This window comes from Pseudomonas sp. NY15354, assembly GCF_048068075.1.
Lineage (GTDB): Bacteria > Pseudomonadota > Gammaproteobacteria > Pseudomonadales > Pseudomonadaceae > Aquipseudomonas > Aquipseudomonas guariconensis_C.
The window spans coordinates 46,336-63,751 of sequence record NZ_JBLUPV010000006.1; the positions used below are offsets into that span (position 1 = coordinate 46,336).

Sequence of the window (17,416 nt, forward strand, 5' to 3'; positions counted from 1 at the left end):
TAGAGGAGTCTGGCATGGCTGGAGTCATGGATTCGGTCAACCAGCGCACGCAACTGGTGGGGCAGAATCGCCTGGAGCTGTTGCTGTTCCGCCTCAATGGCGAGCAGCTCTATGGCATCAACGTGTTCAAGGTTCGGGAAGTCCTGCAGTGCCCGGAGCTGACTTTGTTGCCCAAGTCCCACCCGGTGGTGCGTGGAGTGGCCAACATTCGCGGTGCGACCATCCCTATCCTGGACTTGTCGATGGCCACCGGCTTGCCGGGGCTGCGGGAAGAAACACGTAACAGCTTCGTGATCATCACCGAGTACAACACCAAGACCCAGGGCTTTTTGGTGCATTCGGTCGAGCGCATCGTCAACATGAACTGGGAAGAGATCCATCCGCCACCCAAGGGAACCGGTCGTGACCACTACCTGACCGCCGTCACGCGTGTGGATGGTCGGATGGTGGAGGTCATCGACGTGGAGAAAGTCCTCGCCGAAGTGTCGCCATCTTCCGAGGAAGTGTCACAGGGCGTGGTCGATGCCGAGGTTCAGGACAAGGCAATGATGCTGCGCGTGTTGACCGTCGATGATTCGTCGGTGGCGCGCAAACAGGTCAGCCGTTGCCTGCAGTCGGTGGGTGTGGAGGTGGTGGCGCTCAACGATGGCCGTCAGGCGCTGGACTACCTGAACAAGCTGGTGGATGAGGGCAAGCGTCCGGAAGAGGAATTCCTGATGATGATCTCCGACATCGAGATGCCGGAGATGGATGGCTATACCCTGACCGCGGAGATACGCAGCGATCCACGCATGCAAAACCTGCACATCCTCCTGCATACTTCGTTGTCCGGGGTCTTCAACCAGGCCATGGTCAAGAAAGTCGGCGCCGACGACTTCCTGGCCAAGTTCAAGCCGGACGACCTGGCCCAGCGGGTGGTCGACCGGATCAAGGCGACGCATTGAAACGGCCAGGGGCAACTCCTGGCACCAGGGATTTGAAAGAGGCGGCAGCATTGTCTACGGGTAATTTGGATTTTGAACAGTTCCGGGTCTTCCTGGAGAAAGCCTGTGGCATCCTGCTGGGCGAGAATAAGCAATACCTGGTCTCCAGCCGTCTCAACAAGCTGATGGAGCAGCAGGGCATCAAGTCGCTCGGTGAGTTGGTGCAGCGTATCCAGAGCCAGCCGCGCAGCGGGTTGCGCGAGCAGGTGGTTGACGCGATGACGACCAACGAAACCCTGTGGTTCCGCGACACCTATCCGTTCGAAGTGCTCAAGAACAAGGTGATTCCGGAGTTCATCAAGAACAACCCGGGCCAACGCCTGCGTATCTGGTCGGCTGCGTGCTCCTCGGGGCAGGAGCCGTACTCGATCTCCATGGCCATCGACGAGTTCGAGCGCAGCAACCTGGGGCAGTTGAAGATGGGGGCGCAAATCGTTGCCACCGACCTGTCCGGGTCGATGCTGACCAACTGCAAGACCGGTGAATACGACAGCCTGGCCATTGGTCGTGGCTTGTCCCAGGAGCGCCTGCAGCGCTATTTCGATACCAAAGGGCCGGGCCGCTGGGCAGTGAAGGCGCCGATCCGCAGCCGGGTCGAGTTCCGCTCCTTCAACCTGCTCGACAGCTATGCCGCACTGGGCAAGTTCGACATCGTGTTCTGCCGCAACGTGCTGATCTACTTCTCGGCCCAGGTCAAGAAGGACATCCTCATGCGCATCCACAGCACGCTCAAGCCGGGCGGGTATCTGTTCCTTGGCGCGTCCGAGGCGCTCAACGGGTTGCCGGATCACTACCAGATGGTCCAGTGCAGTCCGGGGATCATCTACCAGGCTAAATAAACCCAGACAGGGGTCGCTTCGCGGCCCCTTTTTTTGCCGCTACCCATTGCCGCTTTGCTGACGCCAAGCGGTAAACCATTGCCGCTTTTCTGGCATTGCCGCCGACAAGCAATGCCTTAATGCCCGGTTTTACTGGGGCTTTCTCGCTTGGCACAAACCTTGCTCAAGCTTGCTCACGATTCTTCCGGTCAACCTTCGAAGGTTTCCCAGACATGAGCATCAGCTTCGACAAGGCGCTCGGCATCCATGAGCAGGCATTGAGCTTCCGCGCCCAGCGCGCCGAGGTGCTGGCCAACAACATCGCCAACGCCGACACGCCCAACTACAAGGCGCGTGACATGGATTTCTCGGCGGTGCTTGCCGCTGAAGCCGACAAGCAGCAGAAGGGGCGCATTGCCCTGGATCGCACCAATAACCGCCACATCGAGGCCGAAGGCCTGGCCATGGGCGACGATACCCTCAAGTACCGTACGCCGATGCAGCCGTCGATCGACCAGAACACCGTGGACGCCCAGATCGAGCAGTCCAACTACGCAGAGAACGCCATCGGCTTCCAGGCCAGCTTCACCCTGCTCAACAGCAAATTCAAAGGGCTGGTTTCGGCCCTGCGTGGAGAGTGACCATGTCCCTTGCCAGTGTCTTCAATATTGCCGGTAGCGGCATGAGCGCGCAGAACACTCGCCTCAATACCGTCGCCTCCAACATCGCCAACGCCGAGACCGTTTCCTCGAGCATCGACCAGACCTATCGCGCGCGCCATCCGGTATTCGCCACCACGTTCCAGCAGGCCCAGAACGGCGCCGGACAGTCGCTGTTCCAGGACCAGGGCGAGGCGGGGCAGGGTGTGCAGGTGATGGGTATCGTCGAGGATCAGAGCAACCTTGAGGCGCGCTACGAGCCTAACCATCCGGCGGCGAACAAGGACGGTTACGTCTACTACCCCAATGTCAATGTGGTGGAGGAGATGGCCGACATGATCTCCGCCAGCCGTGCGTTCCAGACCAACGCCGAGCTGATGAACACCGCCAAGACCATGATGCAGAAGGTGCTGACCCTCGGTCAGTGATAAGGAGTCAGGATCATGGCAGTCAACAGCACCAGCGGTGTGAACCTCAACGACGTCCTATCGGCGTCGGGTGTCAGTACCGGCACCACCAAGAAGCCTACGACCGAGAACACCGACAAGAACGCCCTGGGCAAGGATGCGTTCCTGCAGTTGCTGGTCACCCAGATGCAGCACCAGAACCCGCTCGACCCGCAGGACAACAGCGAGTTCGTCGCTCAGTTGGCGCAGTTCAGCAGCCTGGAAGGCATCACCACCCTCAACAGCACGGTCAATTCGATTGCCGGTGCCATGGGCTCGTCCCAGGCCCTGCAGGCCTCGTCGCTGGTGGGGCGCTCGGTGATCGTGCAGAACGACAAGGCGGTGGTTGATACCACCCAGAGCTTCAATGGCCAGTTCATCGTCCCGCAGGGTATCAGCGAGGCGAAGATCACCATCAAGGATAAAGACGGCAACACCATCAAGACCATCGAGTTGGGCCAGCAGAAAGCCGGTTACGCCGACTTCATCTGGGATGGCACCAACGACAAGGGTGAAAAGGTCGACCCGGGCACCTACAGCTTCTCGGCGACCACCATGGTCGATGGCAAGTCGACGCAGATGTACACCCTGCTGCCGGCCAAGGTCACCAGCGTCAGCATCAACCCCAATGGCGAGATGATGCTCAACCTTGCAGGGCTCGGGAAAGTTTCTCTGTCCAGCGTGCAAACCATTGGTATCTAAGGCCGGCTAGAGCGGCACAAGGAGCGAATTCATGTCTTTCAACATCGGTCTTAGTGGTCTGTACGCTGCCAACAAGCAGCTGGATGTCACCGGTAACAACATTGCCAACGTCAACACCGTTGGCTTCAAGTCGTCGCGCGCCGAGTTCGCGGACGTCTACGCAGGCGCCAACCGTCTGGGTGTCGGCAAGAACCAGGTGGGTAATGGTGTGCGTCTGGCGGCGGTTTCCCAGCAGTTCAGCCAGGGTGACATCAACAACACCGGTAACGTGTTGGACATGGGTATCCAGGGGCAGGGCTTCTTCGTGCTGTCCGACAACGGCTCGATGGTCTACACCCGTGCCGGTGCCTTCCAGACCAACAAGGACAACTACGTGGTCACCTCGGACGGCCTGCGCCTGCAAGGCTACGCCGCCGACTCGACCGGCAAGATCCAGAAGGGCGTGCTGACCGACCTGCAGATCGACACCTCCGCGCTGGCGCCGAAGGCCACGTCCCTGATCGACCAGGGTATCAACCTCAACTCCTCGGCTGCCGATATTCCTTTGCAGGTTCCGGACAACAGCGTCCCGCCTGTAATGGTACCGAACAAGCCGTTCGACCCTGCTGACGAAACCACCTACACCAAGTCGTTCCCGACCAAGGTGTACGACAGTCAGGGCAACGAACACACCATGGAGCAGTTCTATCGCAAGACCGGCACCAACCAGTGGACCATGTACACCCTGGTCGATGGTCGCAACCCGTTCGATCCGGCCAGCACCACCCCGCTGAGCGGTACCATCAGCTTCAATAGCGACGGTTCGGTCAATGCGATGACGGCCAACAACACCGGCCTGCCGGCTGGCTCGTCGTTCACCGTCAGCAACAACACCTTCACCATGACTGGCTGGATTCCGGCGGCGAAGAATGCGGCCGGTAACTGGGCGGCCAATGGCGCGGCGGGCAACGCCGGTGGCATGCGTCTGTCGATGAACAGCACCACTTCCTACAACACCGAAACCGCGCGCATGTCGCAGTCCCAGGACGGTTACGCCACTGGCATCCTGTCGAGCCTGAGCATCGACTCCACCGGTGTGATGTTCGCCAGCTTCAGCAACCAACAGTCCCGCGCCATCGGCCAGGTGGCTGTTGCCAGCTTCGCCAATGAGCAGGGCCTGCAGCAGATCGGTGGTACCCGCTGGACTGAAACCTTCTCGTCCGGCATTCCAGGCATCGATGCGCCCAAGACCGGTACCTTGGGTAGCGTTGAGTCCAACTCGCTGGAAGCTTCCAACGTCAACCTGACCCAGGAGCTGGTCGAGCTGATCAAGGCGCAGAGCAACTACCAGGCCAACGCCAAGACCATCTCTACCGAAAGCACCATCATGCAGACCATCATCCAGATGACCTGATGGTCGCTGGTCGGTCGGGTGTGCGCGAACCCCTTTCCTGGTAAAGGGGTTCGTCGTTTTCGAGGAAAGGCTCATGAAGAAGTGGATCGTGACGCTCGCCGCAGCGCTGTGCCTGCTCCAGGCCCAGGCGGCTGCGGCGCCGTGGTGGCGCTGGGAGAGTCAGGCCGATGGCCGCCTGGTGTGCTCGCAGTGGTCGCCGGGTGAGGGGTGGAAGCGCTTCGCCGGTCCCTACAACAACGCTGGTTGCCGCGAGCTGTAGTCGATTGCCGTCAGCGGCAAGATGGCGCCGGATATCCGGCGTCGCCCATTCCAAAGGCTTCCCTCAAAGCCCGTATTCACGGGCTTTTTCATGCTTTTCAAAAGTTGGTTCGGAACTTGCTTTAGTGCCTGCACAGCAACGTCGGCGGCAATCGCTCGTCAGTGCAGTGGAGAATGACTGTGGACAAAATGCTTTACGTGGCCATGACCGGTGCCAGCCAGAACGCGCTGGCCCAGCGGGCCCACGCCAACAACCTTGCGAACGTTTCCACCAACGGTTTTCAGCGCGACCTGGAGCAGGCGCGTTCAATGCCGGTATTCGGTGACAGCTTTCCGGCGCGCGCCTTCGCCATGAGCGAACGCCCGGCCACGGATTTCACTGCTGGCGCAATGGTCGAGACCGGTCGCGAACTGGACGTGGCAGTCACCGGCGATGGCTTCATTGCCGTGCAGGCGCCGGACGGCAGTGAAGCCTATGTGCGCACCGGCAGCCTGAACATCGATGCCCTGGGCGTGCTGCGTGCCGGCAATGGCATGCCGGTGATGGGCAACGGTGGCCCGATCGCGATTCCGCCGGAGCAGAAGGTGGAGATCGGCGAAGACGGCACCATCAGCATTCGCGCCATGGGCGAGGATCCGCGGGTCATGGCCGAGGTCGACCGCATCAAGCTGGTCAATCCGGACACCAAGAACCTGACCAAGGGCCTGGACGGCATGATCCACACCAAGAGCGGCCAGCCCGCCGACGCCGACGTCAATGTGCGGGTGGTGTCGGGCTTTTTGGAATCGAGCAACGTCAATGCCGTCGAGGAAATGACCTCGGTGCTGGCGCTGTCCCGTCAGTTCGAACTGCACGTCAAGATGATGAACGCGGCCAAGGAAGGCGATGAAGCCATGGCGCGTGTTTTGCAAATCGGCTAATCACTTTTGAACGGGTGCCGTAAAACAGGCGCACGAGGAGAACACTAAATGCTTCCGGCTCTTTGGGTCGCTAAGACCGGCCTGTCCGCCCAGGACACCAACCTGACCGTCATCTCCAACAACCTGGCGAACGTTTCGACCACCGGTTTCAAACGTGATCGCGCCGAGTTCCAGGACCTTCTGTACCAGATCAAGCGTCAACCGGGTGCCCAGTCGACCCAGGACAGCGAACTGCCTTCGGGCCTGCAGGTCGGTACCGGTGTGCGTATCGTCGGCACCCAGAAGAACTTCCAGACCGGCAGCCTGCAGACCACCGAGAACCCGCTGGACATGGCCGTCAATGGTCGCGGTTTCTTCCAGGTCCTGCAGCCTGACGGCACTGTTTCGTACACCCGTGACGGCACCTTCCACCTGAACTCCGACGGCCAGATCGTCACCGCCAACGGTTTCGCCCTGGAGCCGGCGATCGTCGTGCCGCCGGATGCCCAGACCTTCACCGTCGGCCAGGACGGCACCGTGTCGATCACCACCGCCGGCAACCCAGCCGCGCAGATCATCGGCAATATCCAGACCGCCGACTTCATCAACCCGGCAGGCCTGCAGGCCATCGGCAACAACCTGTTCCTCGAGACCGCCGCCAGCGGCGCGCCACAGGTCGGCACCCCGGGCCTGAACGGCTTCGGCACCACCCTGCAGCAGACCTTGGAGAACTCCAACGTCAGCACCGTGGAAGAGCTGGTGAACATGATCACCACCCAGCGCGCCTACGAGATGAACTCCAAGGTCATCTCCACCGCCGACCAGATGCTGTCGTTCGTCACCCAGCAGCTGTAAGACCCAAGCCCGTTACACGTGAGGTAAGCGTCATGAATCGTCTGTTGTCCGTCTTCGCCCTGGGGGGCGCGGTGTTGTTGGCCGGTTGCGTCGCACCGACGCCCAAGCCGAACGACCCGTACTATGCGCCGGTTCTGCCGCGTACCCCGTTGCCGGCGTCGGCGGCCAACGGCTCGATCTACCAGGCCGGTTTCGAGCAGAACCTGTACACCGACCGCAAGGCGTTCCGGGTGGGTGACATCATCACCATCACCCTCAACGAGCGCACCTCGGCGAGCAAGAACGCAGGTTCCCAGATCCAGAAGAACAGCAACGCCAACATCGGTCTGACCTCGCTGTTTGGCACTACGCCGAACACCGACAACCCGTTCGGTGGCGGTGACCTGTCCCTGGAGGCTGGTTACAAAGGCGAGCGGGCGACCAAGGGTGACAGCAAGGCCACCCAGGGCAATACCCTGACCGGTTCGATCACCGTCACCGTGGCTGAAGTGCTGCCCAATGGCATCGTCGCCGTACGTGGCGAGAAGTGGCTGACCCTGAACACTGGCGAGGAGCTGGTGCGCATCGCCGGCCTGATCCGTGCCGATGACATCGCCACCGACAACACCGTGCCGTCCACGCGTGTGGCCGATGCGCGCATCACCTACTCGGGTACAGGATCGTTCGCAGATGCCAGTCAGCCCGGTTGGCTGGACCGCTTCTTCATGAGCCCGCTTTGGCCCTTCTGAGTCCAATGACCATGTTCAACGTAAGGCAGCTGATTGCCGCGACCCTGCTCCTGTCCTGTGCGTTCGGTGCTCACGCCGAGCGCTTGAAGGATATCGCCAGCATTTCTGGCGTGCGCACCAACCAATTGATCGGCTATGGCCTGGTGGTGGGGCTCAACGGTACGGGTGACCAGACCACCCAGACCCCGTTCACCCTGCAGACATTCAACAACATGCTGTCGCAGTTCGGCATCAAGGTCCCGCCAGGGTCGGGCAACGTGCAGCTCAAGAACGTCGCGGCCGTGTCGGTGCATGCCGACCTGCCGGCGTTCGCCAAGCCTGGCCAGGTGGTGGATATCACCGTCTCCTCGATCGGTAACTCCAAGAGCCTGCGCGGCGGCAGCCTGTTGATGACGCCGCTCAAGGGTATCGACGGCAATGTCTACGCCGTTGCCCAGGGCAACCTGGTGGTCGGTGGCTTCGATGCCGAAGGTCGCGACGGCTCCAAGATCACCGTCAACGTTCCGTCGGCTGGCCGCATTCCTGGCGGTGCCACCGTCGAGCGCGCCGTGCCGAGCGGTTTCAACCAAGGCAACAGCCTCACGCTGAACCTCAACCGCCCGGACTTCACCACTGCCAAGCACATCGTCGACAAGATCAACGACATGCTCGGCCCAGGCGTGGCCCAGGCCATCGATGGCGGCTCGGTGCGCGTCACCGCCCCCATGGACCCGAGCCAGCGCGTGGACTACCTGTCGATCCTCGAGAACCTGGAGATCGACCCGGGCCAGGCCGTGGCCAAGGTCATCATCAACTCGCGTACCGGCACCATCGTCATCGGCCAGAACGTCAAGGTGTCGCCGGCAGCGGTCACCCACGGCAGCCTGACCGTCACCATCACCGAAGATCCGATCGTCAGCCAGCCGGGGCCGTTCTCCAATGGTCAGACGGCCGTGGTGCCGCGCTCGCGGGTCAATGCCCAGCAGGAAGCCAAGCCGATGTTCAAGTTTGGCCCTGGCACCACCCTGGACGAGATCGTGCGGGCGGTGAACCAGGTGGGCGCGGCGCCCAGCGACCTGATGGCAATCCTCGAAGCCCTGAAGCAGGCCGGCGCCTTGCAAGCCGACCTGATCGTGATCTGAGGACGCCAGCCCATGAATTCCAAGAGCCTGGTTTCCGGACACGCCGACAGCGGCGCCTACACCGACCTCAATCGCCTGAGTTCGCTCAAGCATGGCGATCGCGACAGCGACGCCAACGTGCGCAAGGTAGCCCAGGAGTTCGAGTCGTTGTTCATCAGCGAGATGCTCAAGGCCTCGCGCAAAGCCAGTGACGTACTGGCCGACGACAATCCGATGAACAGCGAGACGGTCAAGCAGTACCGTGACATGTACGACCAGCAGTTGGCCGTGAGCATGTCCCGCGAAGGCGGCGGCATCGGCCTGCAGGACGTGCTGGTGCGCCAGCTGTCCAAGAACAAGAGCGCACCGGTCAATACCAGCCCCTTCCCGCGTATCGAAGGGCATGCCCCGGCGCTGTGGGGTAGCAAGGTGGCAGAGCCGATGCACATCAGTGAGACGGCCGGCACCCGCAATGACGTGGCCGCGCTCAACTCGCGGCGCCTGGCACTGCCAGGCAAGCTGACCGACCGTTTGCTGGCCGGCATCGTGCCGTCGGCGACCACTATCAATACCGCTGCCGTGCCGGCCCGTGAAGGTCAGCAGGTGGCCAGTGCTGCCCGTGCCTTCGCCGCACCGGATGGCACGCGCATTCTCGGCCGCGCTGTGGCCCAGCCACCGCTGGCGCCGAAAAAGGCCTTCACCGACAGCGACCAATTTGTCGCCACCATGCTGCCGATGGCCGAACAGGCCGCCAAGCGCATCGGTATCGATCCACGTTACCTGGTGGCCCAGGCCGCCCTGGAAACCGGTTGGGGCAAGTCGGTCATGCGCAATGCCGATGGCAGCAGCAGCCATAACCTGTTCGGCATCAAGGCCACCGGCAGCTGGCAGGGTGGGCAGGCGAGGGCGATCACCAGCGAGTTTCGTGGCGGGCAGTTCGTCAAGGAGACGGCGGCGTTCCGTTCCTACGACTCCTATCAGGACAGCTTCCATGACCTGGTCAGCCTGTTGCAGAACAACGCGCGCTATCAAGATGCGGTGAAGTCGGCCGATAACCCGGAACAGTTCGTGCGAGAGCTGCAGAAGGCCGGGTATGCCACTGACCCGAATTACGCCAGCAAGATCTCGCAGATCGCAAGACAGATGAAGTCGTACGAGAGCTACGCAATGCTCGGTACCACAACGAAACTTTAAGGGTTTGGAACCATGGCGAGTTTGATCAATATTGGCATGTCGGGCCTGGGCGCCGCGCAATCGGGGATGTACACCCTGGGTAACAACATCGCCAACGCCGATGTCGACAGTTATTCTCGCCAGCAGATCGTGCAGAAGACCAAGGGCTCGCAGCAGTATGGCCAGGTCTTCATCGGCAGTGGTACCACGCTGGCCGATGTGCGCCGGGTGTACAACGCCTTCCTGGAAAACCAGCTGCGCACCACCACTTCGCTGTCGAGCGACGCCACTTCCTACCTGAACCAGATCACCCCGCTGGACACCGCCCTGTCGAGCGCCGATACCGGCATCACCGCGGCGCTCAAGAGCTTCTTCGGCGCCATGCAGGACGCCTCGGCCAAGCCCAACGAGGACGCCTCGCGCCAGTTGCTGCTGACCAGCGCGCAGACCCTGGCCAAGCGCTTCAACACCCTGTCGGCGCAGTTGAACCAGCAGAACACCAACATCAACACCAACATGGCCTCGATCGCCGACCAGGTGAACAAACTCACCGCGACGATCGCCGAGTACAACGACCAGATCTCACGGATCTCGGCGGTACAGGGCCAGCCCAACGACCTGCTCGACCAGCGCGATGGCGCCGTGCGCGAGCTGACCGCGTTGATCGGTGCCGAGGTGGTGGAGCGCGAAGGCAACTACGACATCTACCTGAAGAACGGCCAGGCCCTGGTGTTGGGCAAGACCACCCAAACCCTGGGTGTCGAGCCGAGCCAGACCGACCCGACCCGCATGAACCTGGTGCTCAATCGCGGCACCACCAAGATGGACATCACCAACAGCACCACCGGCGGTGAGCTCGGTGGCCTGCTGCGTTACCGCCGCGAGACCCTCGACCCTGCGCTCAACGAGCTGGGCCGTGTGGCGCTGGTGGTGGCCGATGCCATCAACAGCCAGTTGGCCCAGGGCATCGACAAGAACGGCGAGTTCGGCGCGATCCTGTTCGGCGACATCAACAGCGCCAAGGCCATGAGCGAGCGCAGTGTGCCCAAGCTGGGCAACAGCGCAGGCTCCGGTAACCTCGATGTGAATATCAAGGACACCGGCAAGCTGAGCACCAGCGATTACCAGGTGACCTTCACCAGCGCCACCGCCTACACCGTGCGCAAGCTGCCTGAGGGTACCGAGATGGGGTCGTACGACCTCAGCGACGATCCGGCTCCGGTGATCGACGGCTTCACGCTGGCGCTCAAGGGCGGTGCGGTCAGTGCCGGCGACAGTTTCAAGATCACCCCGACCCGCAATGCCGCGGCGGGCATGGAGTCGGTGCTCACCGACCCCAGCCGCCTGGCCATGGCCGGCCCTCTGACAGCGGTCAGCGGTTCGGGCAATAAGGGGACTGGGCAGATCACCCAGCCAACCCTGACCTCCGAGCTGGACATCTATGATCCCGTCCAGCGTACTGATCTGCAGAATGGCCTGAAGTATTCCACGCCGGTCAAGCTGGTGTTCGGTGATGATAGTGCTTCGCCGCAAGCCTATACCCTGTACGACGCCAAGGGTAATTCGATCGGTACCGGCACCATCGTTCCTGGCCAGAGCAACAAGCTGCAGCTTTCCGTGCCCATGGTCGATAGCAATGGCGCCCCGATCATGGATGGCGCGACTCAGAAGAACTTCACCTTCGAGATGGATATCAGTGGTTCCCCCAAGACCGGCGACAACTACACTGTGTCGCTGACCAAGTCGGGCTCGGCGGACAACCGCAACGCCCTGTCGACAATCGACCTGCAGAACAAGGGTACCGTCGAGGTTGGTGCCGATGGCAAGGGCATCAGCATGACCGATGCTTATGCCAAGTTGGTGTCGAACGTCGGCGGCAAGGCCGCCCAGGCGGACATGGACAGTGACGCCACCAATGCCCTGCAGAAGTCCGCACTGGAGAGCCGCAACGGGGTGTCGGGGGTGTCGATCGATGAAGAGACTGGAAACCTGATCAAGTTCCAGCAGTACTACACGGCGTCGTCGCAGATCATCAAGGCGGCCCAGGAAACCTTCGCCACATTGATCAACAGCCTTTAAGGAGCCGTAGCCCGTGCGTATTTCCACTTCGCAGTTCTATAACAGCGCCAGCTCCGACTACCAGCGCACCTTCTCGAACCTGAACCGCACCCGCGAAGAATCCAGCGATGGCATCCGCGTGCGCACCGCTGCCGACGATCCGGTAGGCGCTGCGCGCCTGCTGCAACTCGAGCAGCAGCAGAACATGCTCAAGCAGTACAGTGACAACGTCACCAGTGTGCGCAATGCCCTGGGTAACGCCGAGAGCACCCTCAACTCGATCGGCAACATCCTGCAGCGGGTCAATGAACTGGCAGTCAGCTCCGGCAACGCCAGCTTCACCGATGCCGACCGCAAGGCCAACGCCGCGGAGCTGTCCTCCCTGGAAGACCAGCTATTCTCGCTGATGAATAGTAAGGACGAGAACGGCAAGTACCTGTTCTCCGGCTCCAAGGGCGATACCCCGCCCTATATGCGCAATGCTGACGGCACCTACACTTACCAGGGCGACCAGACCCAGCTCAAGCTGCAGGTCGGCGACATGCTCAGCCTGGCGGCCAACGAGACCGGCTACGATGCCTTCGAACAGGCGCTGAACACCAGCCGAAGCCAGACCCGCCTGACCGCGCCCGCAGTGGACGACGGTCGTGTCAGCCTGTCCAATGGGCAGGTTTCCGGCAGTGTCGCCTACAACGACAAGTTCCGCAGTGGCGAGCCGTACACCATCGAGTTCACCAGCAGCACCCAGTTCAAGATCCTTGATGCCAGTGGCACGGATGTAACTTTGGAAGCCAGCCAAGGTGGTACTTTCCACCCCAATGGCGACAATTCGACCATCTCGTTCCGTGGTGTCGACTTGCGCCTGAAGATCAGCCTGCAGCCTGGCGATGCAGCCAACCCGGACGCGGCCATTGCCGGCCATACGTTCTCGCTGAACTCCAAGCCAGACGATATCGCCGGTAGCCGCAGCCCAGGCAACACCTCCGCTACGCAGGTGAACAATGCCACCATCACCAACCAGACGGCCTACAACGCAGCCTTCCCTGGTGGTGGTGCGGTGCTCAAGTTCACCAGCGCGACCGACTTCGAGCTGTACGCGGCACCGATCACCGACAGCAGCCGGCCAGTCTCCATCGGCACCCTGGTCGGTACCACCGCCACGGCGGCGGGCGTGAGCTTCGACCTTTCGGGTGCGCCGAATGCCGGTGACTCGTTCGGCATCAAGGTCGATACCCACCAGACCCAGAACATCCTCGACACCGTCAGCCAGCTGCGCACTGCACTGAGTACGCCGATGGATAGCGATCCGGCGGCGCGGCAGAGTTTCCTCGCGTCGTTGGACTCCGCAATCGGCAACATCGCGAGCGCCACCAATCAGGTCACTTCGTCGATCAGCTCCATCGGTGGACGTGGTCAGGCGCTGGATATCCAGGCTGAAACCAACGACGCGCTGAGTACCGAGAACACCAAAACCCAGAGCTCGATCCGTGAAGTCGATCCGGCAACCGTGATGCTGCGTTTGCAGATGCAGACCAACATGCTGCAAGCCTCGCTGCAGTCCTACGCCAAGATCGCCGGCCTGTCACTGGTCAACTACATCTGATCCACGGCGCTGCGCGGTGTGGGTCGAACCTCCTCAGGGCTGCCTCGCCACGCTTCGGAGCGAGGTAGCCTGGCGATGGCGCAAGGCCATGGCCGGGCGCCTCCCGGGGGAGGTCCGATCCCGTCGCAGCGAACCTTTGCCTTGAGTGAGTCCTTGTGAGCGCACACCCCCTCGTCAGTATCGCCATCCCTGCGTTCAACCCTGAGTTCTTCCGCAGCACGTTGGCCAGCGCGATCACCCAGGATTATCCGAACCTGGAGATCGTCGTATGCGACGACAGCTCCGGAACCGAGATCGAGGCGCTCTGTGATGAGTTACGCGCCACTTCGTCCCCCCCCCTGCTGTATGTGCGCAACCCCGTTCGTCTTGGCTTTGCCCGCAACCTGCTGGCCTGCCTGGAACGCTCCTCGGGTGAGTTGATCAAGTTTCTCTGCGATGACGACACGTTGTTCGAAGGGTGTATCAGTCAACAGGCCAAGGTACTGGGCGCGTCGAAAGAGATCAGCATGGTCATCTGCCAGCGCCTTTTGTGTGCCGCCGATGATGTACTGCTGCCCTCGCGCTCGTTGAATTTTGTCATTTCCCTGTATAGCGCGGTGCTGCATGGCACCGACCTACTGGAAAGTATCGCTGACAACGCGCCCAACTTGTTTGGTGGCCTGAGCCACGCGCTGCTGCGCCGCACCCAGGTGCAAGCTTTTCTGCCGACTTTGGTGCAGGACGGGCAGGGGTTTGCCGCACGTCTGGACCTGGCGCTATACGCTTGTGTACTGCGCCGCGGGCATCTGTGTAGCCTGGAGCAGGTACTCAGCCTGGAGCGCGTGCATCCAGGGCGTCTTAGTCACCAGGGTTTCATGGTCGAGGCACACAAGAGCGAGACCCAATGGCTGCTGCAGATGCTCCAGGAGCGTAATGCCGAGCCGGCACCCGCCGAGGGCTGGGTGCGCTACCTGCCTTTGGCGGACTACCTTGACGATCCACAGCAGAAGTGGGACGAACTTGATCTGCGCCGTTTCCATGCGGCACAGATGGCCAACTTCAACCAGCAAGTCGGTGCATCCAGCCTGAGCTTCGCTGACCTTTACGACGAGTGGCTGAGGTATCGCCGGCTGTCGGTAGGGCAAGAGCAATTGTTGCCCAAGCGGATCGAGCAGTGGCCGAGCCAGCCGCGCATCGCGGTGGTAGTGTTCTGCGAGGCGGGTGACGAGCGGATCTTGCGGGCCACGCTGGACAGTCTTGAGCAACAGTCCTTCCCGGCTCGAGATATCCTGGTCCTCGTACCGGACGGCTTCGAGCGGCACGAGCGCGGTAATGTTCACTACCTGACGTGTCTTAGTGCTCCTTTCGACACGTTGAACCGGTGGCTCACCGACGGCCAACCGTTGGGCTGGCTGTTCCTGCTGCGTGCGGGCGACTGCCTGCACACCCATGCCCTGGTGATCATGGCTGAGCGTATGGCGTTGCGTGGCGATAGCCTGTGCTTGTATGTCGACGAGGGTACCCATGACAACCTTGCGCCGTCGGCACCGATCTTCAAGCCGGATTTCAACCTTGACCTGATGCGCAGCCTGCCATATGTAGGTCGGCTGCTGGCCTTCAACGGCGCAGCGGTACGCGAGCTGGACGGGTTCGATGCGGGCTTCCAGGAGCTGGCACCTCATGACCTGCTGTGGCGTATGGTAGAAACCCATGGTCTGCAGGTAGTGGAACACATACCTGAAGTGCTGGTGCAGTGTCGACATGGCTATGCCGACTGGTTGGCTGAAAATGCCGAGGCCGCCCAGGCGGTCCGGGTGGTTGAGGCTCACCTGCAGCGGCTGGGTGTGGCGGCGCAAGTGGTGGGCATCTCAGGCACTTCCATGTGCCGAGTGACCTACCTGCATGCCCAGACGGGAAGCGTTTCGATCGTCATTCATGCCGGTACGGATCTGACGGTGTTGACTCGCTGTGTGGAGTCCGTGATGGCCAGCACGGCTTACCCTGATTTTGAAGTGCTGTTGGTCGCCAGCGCCGAGACCCCTGGCGATGTACGCGCCTGGCTCAAGGGGTTGGTGCGCCTGGGCAGCGGTCAGCTGCGGGTGGTCGAGAGCGCCGTACATGGTCGTGCGCAAGGCCTCAATGAAGGTAGCTTGCATGCGCGGGGTGATTACCTTCTCCTGCTGGATGCCGAATGTGTGGTGTTCGACCAGCAGTGGTTGTCCGAGCTCATGCATCTCGGCCAGCGTCCGGAAGTCGGCATGGTCGGCCCCAAGGTGTTCGACAGCAGTGGTGCGGTGGTGTCTGCGGGGCTGGTCCTCGGCATGCAGGAGGGGGCCGCCAGTCCGTTTCTCGGTTGCCTGGTGAGTGAAGGCGGCTATATGAACCGGTTGAGTCTGGTGCAGAACTGGAGTGCGCTCGGCCTGGACTGCCTGTTGGTGCGCCGTGAATTGTTCGTCGAGCTGGGCGGGTTGGACACGGAGAACTTGCAGGCATCGTTGCAGGACGCTGACCTGTGCCTGCGGGCCCGGGTTGCAGGCTATCTCTCGGTTTGGACACCCTATTCTCGTGTGGCGAAGCTGCCGCTTCCAGGGAAGGACAAGGCCTCGATGCAAGGCTGGCAGGCCGACTGCGATACTTTTTACCAGCGCTGGCTGGCGTGGGTAGCGAATGATCCGGCCTACAACCGAAACTTCAGTCTGAAACTGCCAAATTTCAATTTCGATCCCGGGTCGCGTGATGGCTGGGACCCGTTCATTGCACGGGCCATGCCTTCGGTACTGGCGCTGCCCAGCAGCACTTCGGCGGTCGGCCACTATCGTGTCGTCCAGCCGTTCAACGAGCTGGAGCGGGCAGGTTGGGTTCAGGGGCGCATTGACTACAGTGCTCCTGGGCTGATCGACCTTGAGCGAGAAAAACCCGATGTGGTGGTCCTTCAGTGCCGCTACTTGCCTGCCAATATCCGAGATATCGAACAGTACAAGCGCTTTTCAAATGCGCGGCGTATCTACGAGCTGGACGACTACATCATCGACCCACCGAAGAAGAACGATCATGCGCGCAATATGCCGGGCAATATGCGCGAGCTGGTTGGCAATGCCATTGCCTTGTGCGACCGGGTGGTGGTATCCACCGAGCCTTTAGCTGATGCGCTGTCCAGTATGCACCAGGATATTCGCGTGGTGCCCAACATGCTTGCCGCCGCGCTGTGGGGTGGGTTGACCAGTCAGCGCCAGACCAGCGTGCGTCCGCGTGTGGGTTGGGCGGGTGGCACCAGCCACCGTGGCGATCTGGAGCTGATGCTGGAGGTGATCAAGACACTGGCCAACGAAGTCGACTGGGTGTTCTTCGGTATGTGCCCGAATGTGCTGCTGCCCTATGTCAAGGAGTTCCATCCGGGAATCTCGTTTTCGCTCTATCCACGCAAGTTGGCCAGCCTCAACCTCGACTTGGCCCTAGCCCCGCTGGAGCAGAACCTTTTCAACGACTGCAAAAGCAACCTGCGCCTGCTCGAATATGGTGCCTGTGGTTTCCCGGTGGTCTGCACGGATACCAAGGCATACGCAGGCTACCTTCCATGCACGCGAGTCCGTGAGAACACCACTGAACAATGGCTGGAGGCGATTCGCATGCATCTCTCCGATCCGATAGCTAGCTATCGCCAGGGCGATGCGCTGCGTGAGGCGGTCCTACGTGACTATGTATTGAACGAACACCATCTGCAGCACTGGGCCAACGCCTGGCTGGCTGACTGAACCCCGGCG

At 61.4% G+C, this 17,416-nt stretch carries 15 protein-coding genes; all 15 read left to right on the forward strand.

From position 1 onward, the window contains the following. Positions 1-14: 14 nt before the first annotated feature. The 15 genes from ACNFCH_RS08325 to ACNFCH_RS08395 all read left to right on the forward strand — a co-directional run bounded on the left by ACNFCH_RS08325 (position 15) and on the right by ACNFCH_RS08395 (position 17,407). The gene (locus tag ACNFCH_RS08325; protein ID WP_070092469.1) at positions 15-944 is read left to right on the forward strand and encodes a chemotaxis protein CheV; all 930 of its coding nucleotides are present in this window, start codon (positions 15-17) and stop codon (positions 942-944) included. 50 nt (positions 945-994) lie between these two features. After that, entirely contained in the window at positions 995-1,822 is an 828-nt protein-coding gene (cheR, locus tag ACNFCH_RS08330; protein ID WP_043210928.1) for a protein-glutamate O-methyltransferase CheR, read from the forward strand. 212 nt (positions 1,823-2,034) lie between these two features. Next, a complete protein-coding gene (flgB, locus tag ACNFCH_RS08335; protein WP_043210926.1) occupies positions 2,035-2,442 on the forward strand; it encodes a flagellar basal body rod protein FlgB in 408 nt (135 codons plus the stop codon). A gap of 2 nt (positions 2,443-2,444) precedes the next feature. Beyond that, complete coding sequence (gene flgC / locus ACNFCH_RS08340) at positions 2,445-2,888, forward strand: flagellar basal body rod protein FlgC (protein WP_043210925.1); 444 nt, start codon at positions 2,445-2,447, stop codon at positions 2,886-2,888. A gap of 15 nt (positions 2,889-2,903) precedes the next feature. Further along, a complete protein-coding gene (gene flgD, locus ACNFCH_RS08345; protein ID WP_337157146.1) occupies positions 2,904-3,608 on the forward strand; it encodes a flagellar hook assembly protein FlgD in 705 nt (234 codons plus the stop codon). A 31-nt stretch (positions 3,609-3,639) separates the two neighbouring features. After that, entirely contained in the window at positions 3,640-5,001 is a 1,362-nt protein-coding gene (gene flgE, locus ACNFCH_RS08350; RefSeq protein ID WP_196164906.1) for a flagellar hook protein FlgE, read from the forward strand. Positions 5,002-5,074: 73 nt separating this feature from the next. Continuing rightward, positions 5,075-5,260 carry a hypothetical protein gene (locus tag ACNFCH_RS08355; protein WP_099593756.1) on the forward strand — a complete coding sequence of 62 codons (186 nt, stop codon included), beginning with the start codon at positions 5,075-5,077 and terminating at the stop codon, positions 5,258-5,260. 179 nt (positions 5,261-5,439) lie between these two features. Then, positions 5,440-6,180, forward strand: a complete 741-nt coding sequence (gene flgF / locus ACNFCH_RS08360; RefSeq protein ID WP_337157145.1) for a flagellar basal-body rod protein FlgF — start codon at positions 5,440-5,442, stop codon at positions 6,178-6,180. Between the two features lie 48 nt (positions 6,181-6,228). Beyond that, positions 6,229-7,014: a flagellar basal-body rod protein FlgG gene (flgG, locus tag ACNFCH_RS08365; RefSeq protein ID WP_043210912.1), complete on the forward strand. Its 786-nt coding sequence runs from the start codon at positions 6,229-6,231 to the stop codon at positions 7,012-7,014. A gap of 32 nt (positions 7,015-7,046) precedes the next feature. Beyond that, complete coding sequence (gene flgH, locus ACNFCH_RS08370; protein WP_070092462.1) at positions 7,047-7,742, forward strand: flagellar basal body L-ring protein FlgH; 696 nt, start codon at positions 7,047-7,049, stop codon at positions 7,740-7,742. 11 nt (positions 7,743-7,753) lie between these two features. After that, a complete protein-coding gene (locus tag ACNFCH_RS08375) occupies positions 7,754-8,863 on the forward strand; it encodes a flagellar basal body P-ring protein FlgI (RefSeq protein WP_416742614.1) in 1,110 nt (369 codons plus the stop codon). Positions 8,864-8,875: 12 nt separating this feature from the next. Continuing rightward, positions 8,876-10,036, forward strand: coding sequence for a flagellar assembly peptidoglycan hydrolase FlgJ (gene flgJ / locus ACNFCH_RS08380; RefSeq protein WP_416742615.1), 1,161 nt, complete (start codon positions 8,876-8,878; stop codon positions 10,034-10,036). 12 nt (positions 10,037-10,048) lie between these two features. Beyond that, entirely contained in the window at positions 10,049-12,094 is a 2,046-nt protein-coding gene (gene flgK / locus ACNFCH_RS08385; RefSeq protein ID WP_416742616.1) for a flagellar hook-associated protein FlgK, read from the forward strand. Between the two features lie 13 nt (positions 12,095-12,107). Continuing rightward, the gene (locus ACNFCH_RS08390; protein WP_390481653.1) at positions 12,108-13,676 is read left to right on the forward strand and encodes a flagellar hook-associated protein 3; all 1,569 of its coding nucleotides are present in this window, start codon (positions 12,108-12,110) and stop codon (positions 13,674-13,676) included. Between the two features lie 155 nt (positions 13,677-13,831). Continuing rightward, the gene (locus tag ACNFCH_RS08395; protein ID WP_416742617.1) at positions 13,832-17,407 is read left to right on the forward strand and encodes a glycosyltransferase; all 3,576 of its coding nucleotides are present in this window, start codon (positions 13,832-13,834) and stop codon (positions 17,405-17,407) included. The last annotated feature ends 9 nt before the right edge of the window (positions 17,408-17,416 follow it).

Coding starts and splice junctions, on each gene's coding strand:
- ACNFCH_RS08325 (WP_070092469.1), top strand. CDS start 15: ATGGCTGGAGTCATGGATTCGGTCAACCAGCGCACGCAACTGGTGGGG.
- flgB (WP_043210926.1), top strand. CDS start 2,035: ATGAGCATCAGCTTCGACAAGGCGCTCGGCATCCATGAGCAGGCATTG.
- flgC (WP_043210925.1), top strand. CDS start 2,445: ATGTCCCTTGCCAGTGTCTTCAATATTGCCGGTAGCGGCATGAGCGCG.
- flgD (WP_337157146.1), top strand. CDS start 2,904: ATGGCAGTCAACAGCACCAGCGGTGTGAACCTCAACGACGTCCTATCG.
- flgE (WP_196164906.1), top strand. CDS start 3,640: ATGTCTTTCAACATCGGTCTTAGTGGTCTGTACGCTGCCAACAAGCAG.
- ACNFCH_RS08355 (WP_099593756.1), top strand. CDS start 5,075: ATGAAGAAGTGGATCGTGACGCTCGCCGCAGCGCTGTGCCTGCTCCAG.
- flgG (WP_043210912.1), top strand. CDS start 6,229: ATGCTTCCGGCTCTTTGGGTCGCTAAGACCGGCCTGTCCGCCCAGGAC.
- flgH (WP_070092462.1), top strand. CDS start 7,047: ATGAATCGTCTGTTGTCCGTCTTCGCCCTGGGGGGCGCGGTGTTGTTG.
- ACNFCH_RS08375 (WP_416742614.1), top strand. CDS start 7,754: ATGTTCAACGTAAGGCAGCTGATTGCCGCGACCCTGCTCCTGTCCTGT.
- flgJ (WP_416742615.1), top strand. CDS start 8,876: ATGAATTCCAAGAGCCTGGTTTCCGGACACGCCGACAGCGGCGCCTAC.
- flgK (WP_416742616.1), top strand. CDS start 10,049: ATGGCGAGTTTGATCAATATTGGCATGTCGGGCCTGGGCGCCGCGCAA.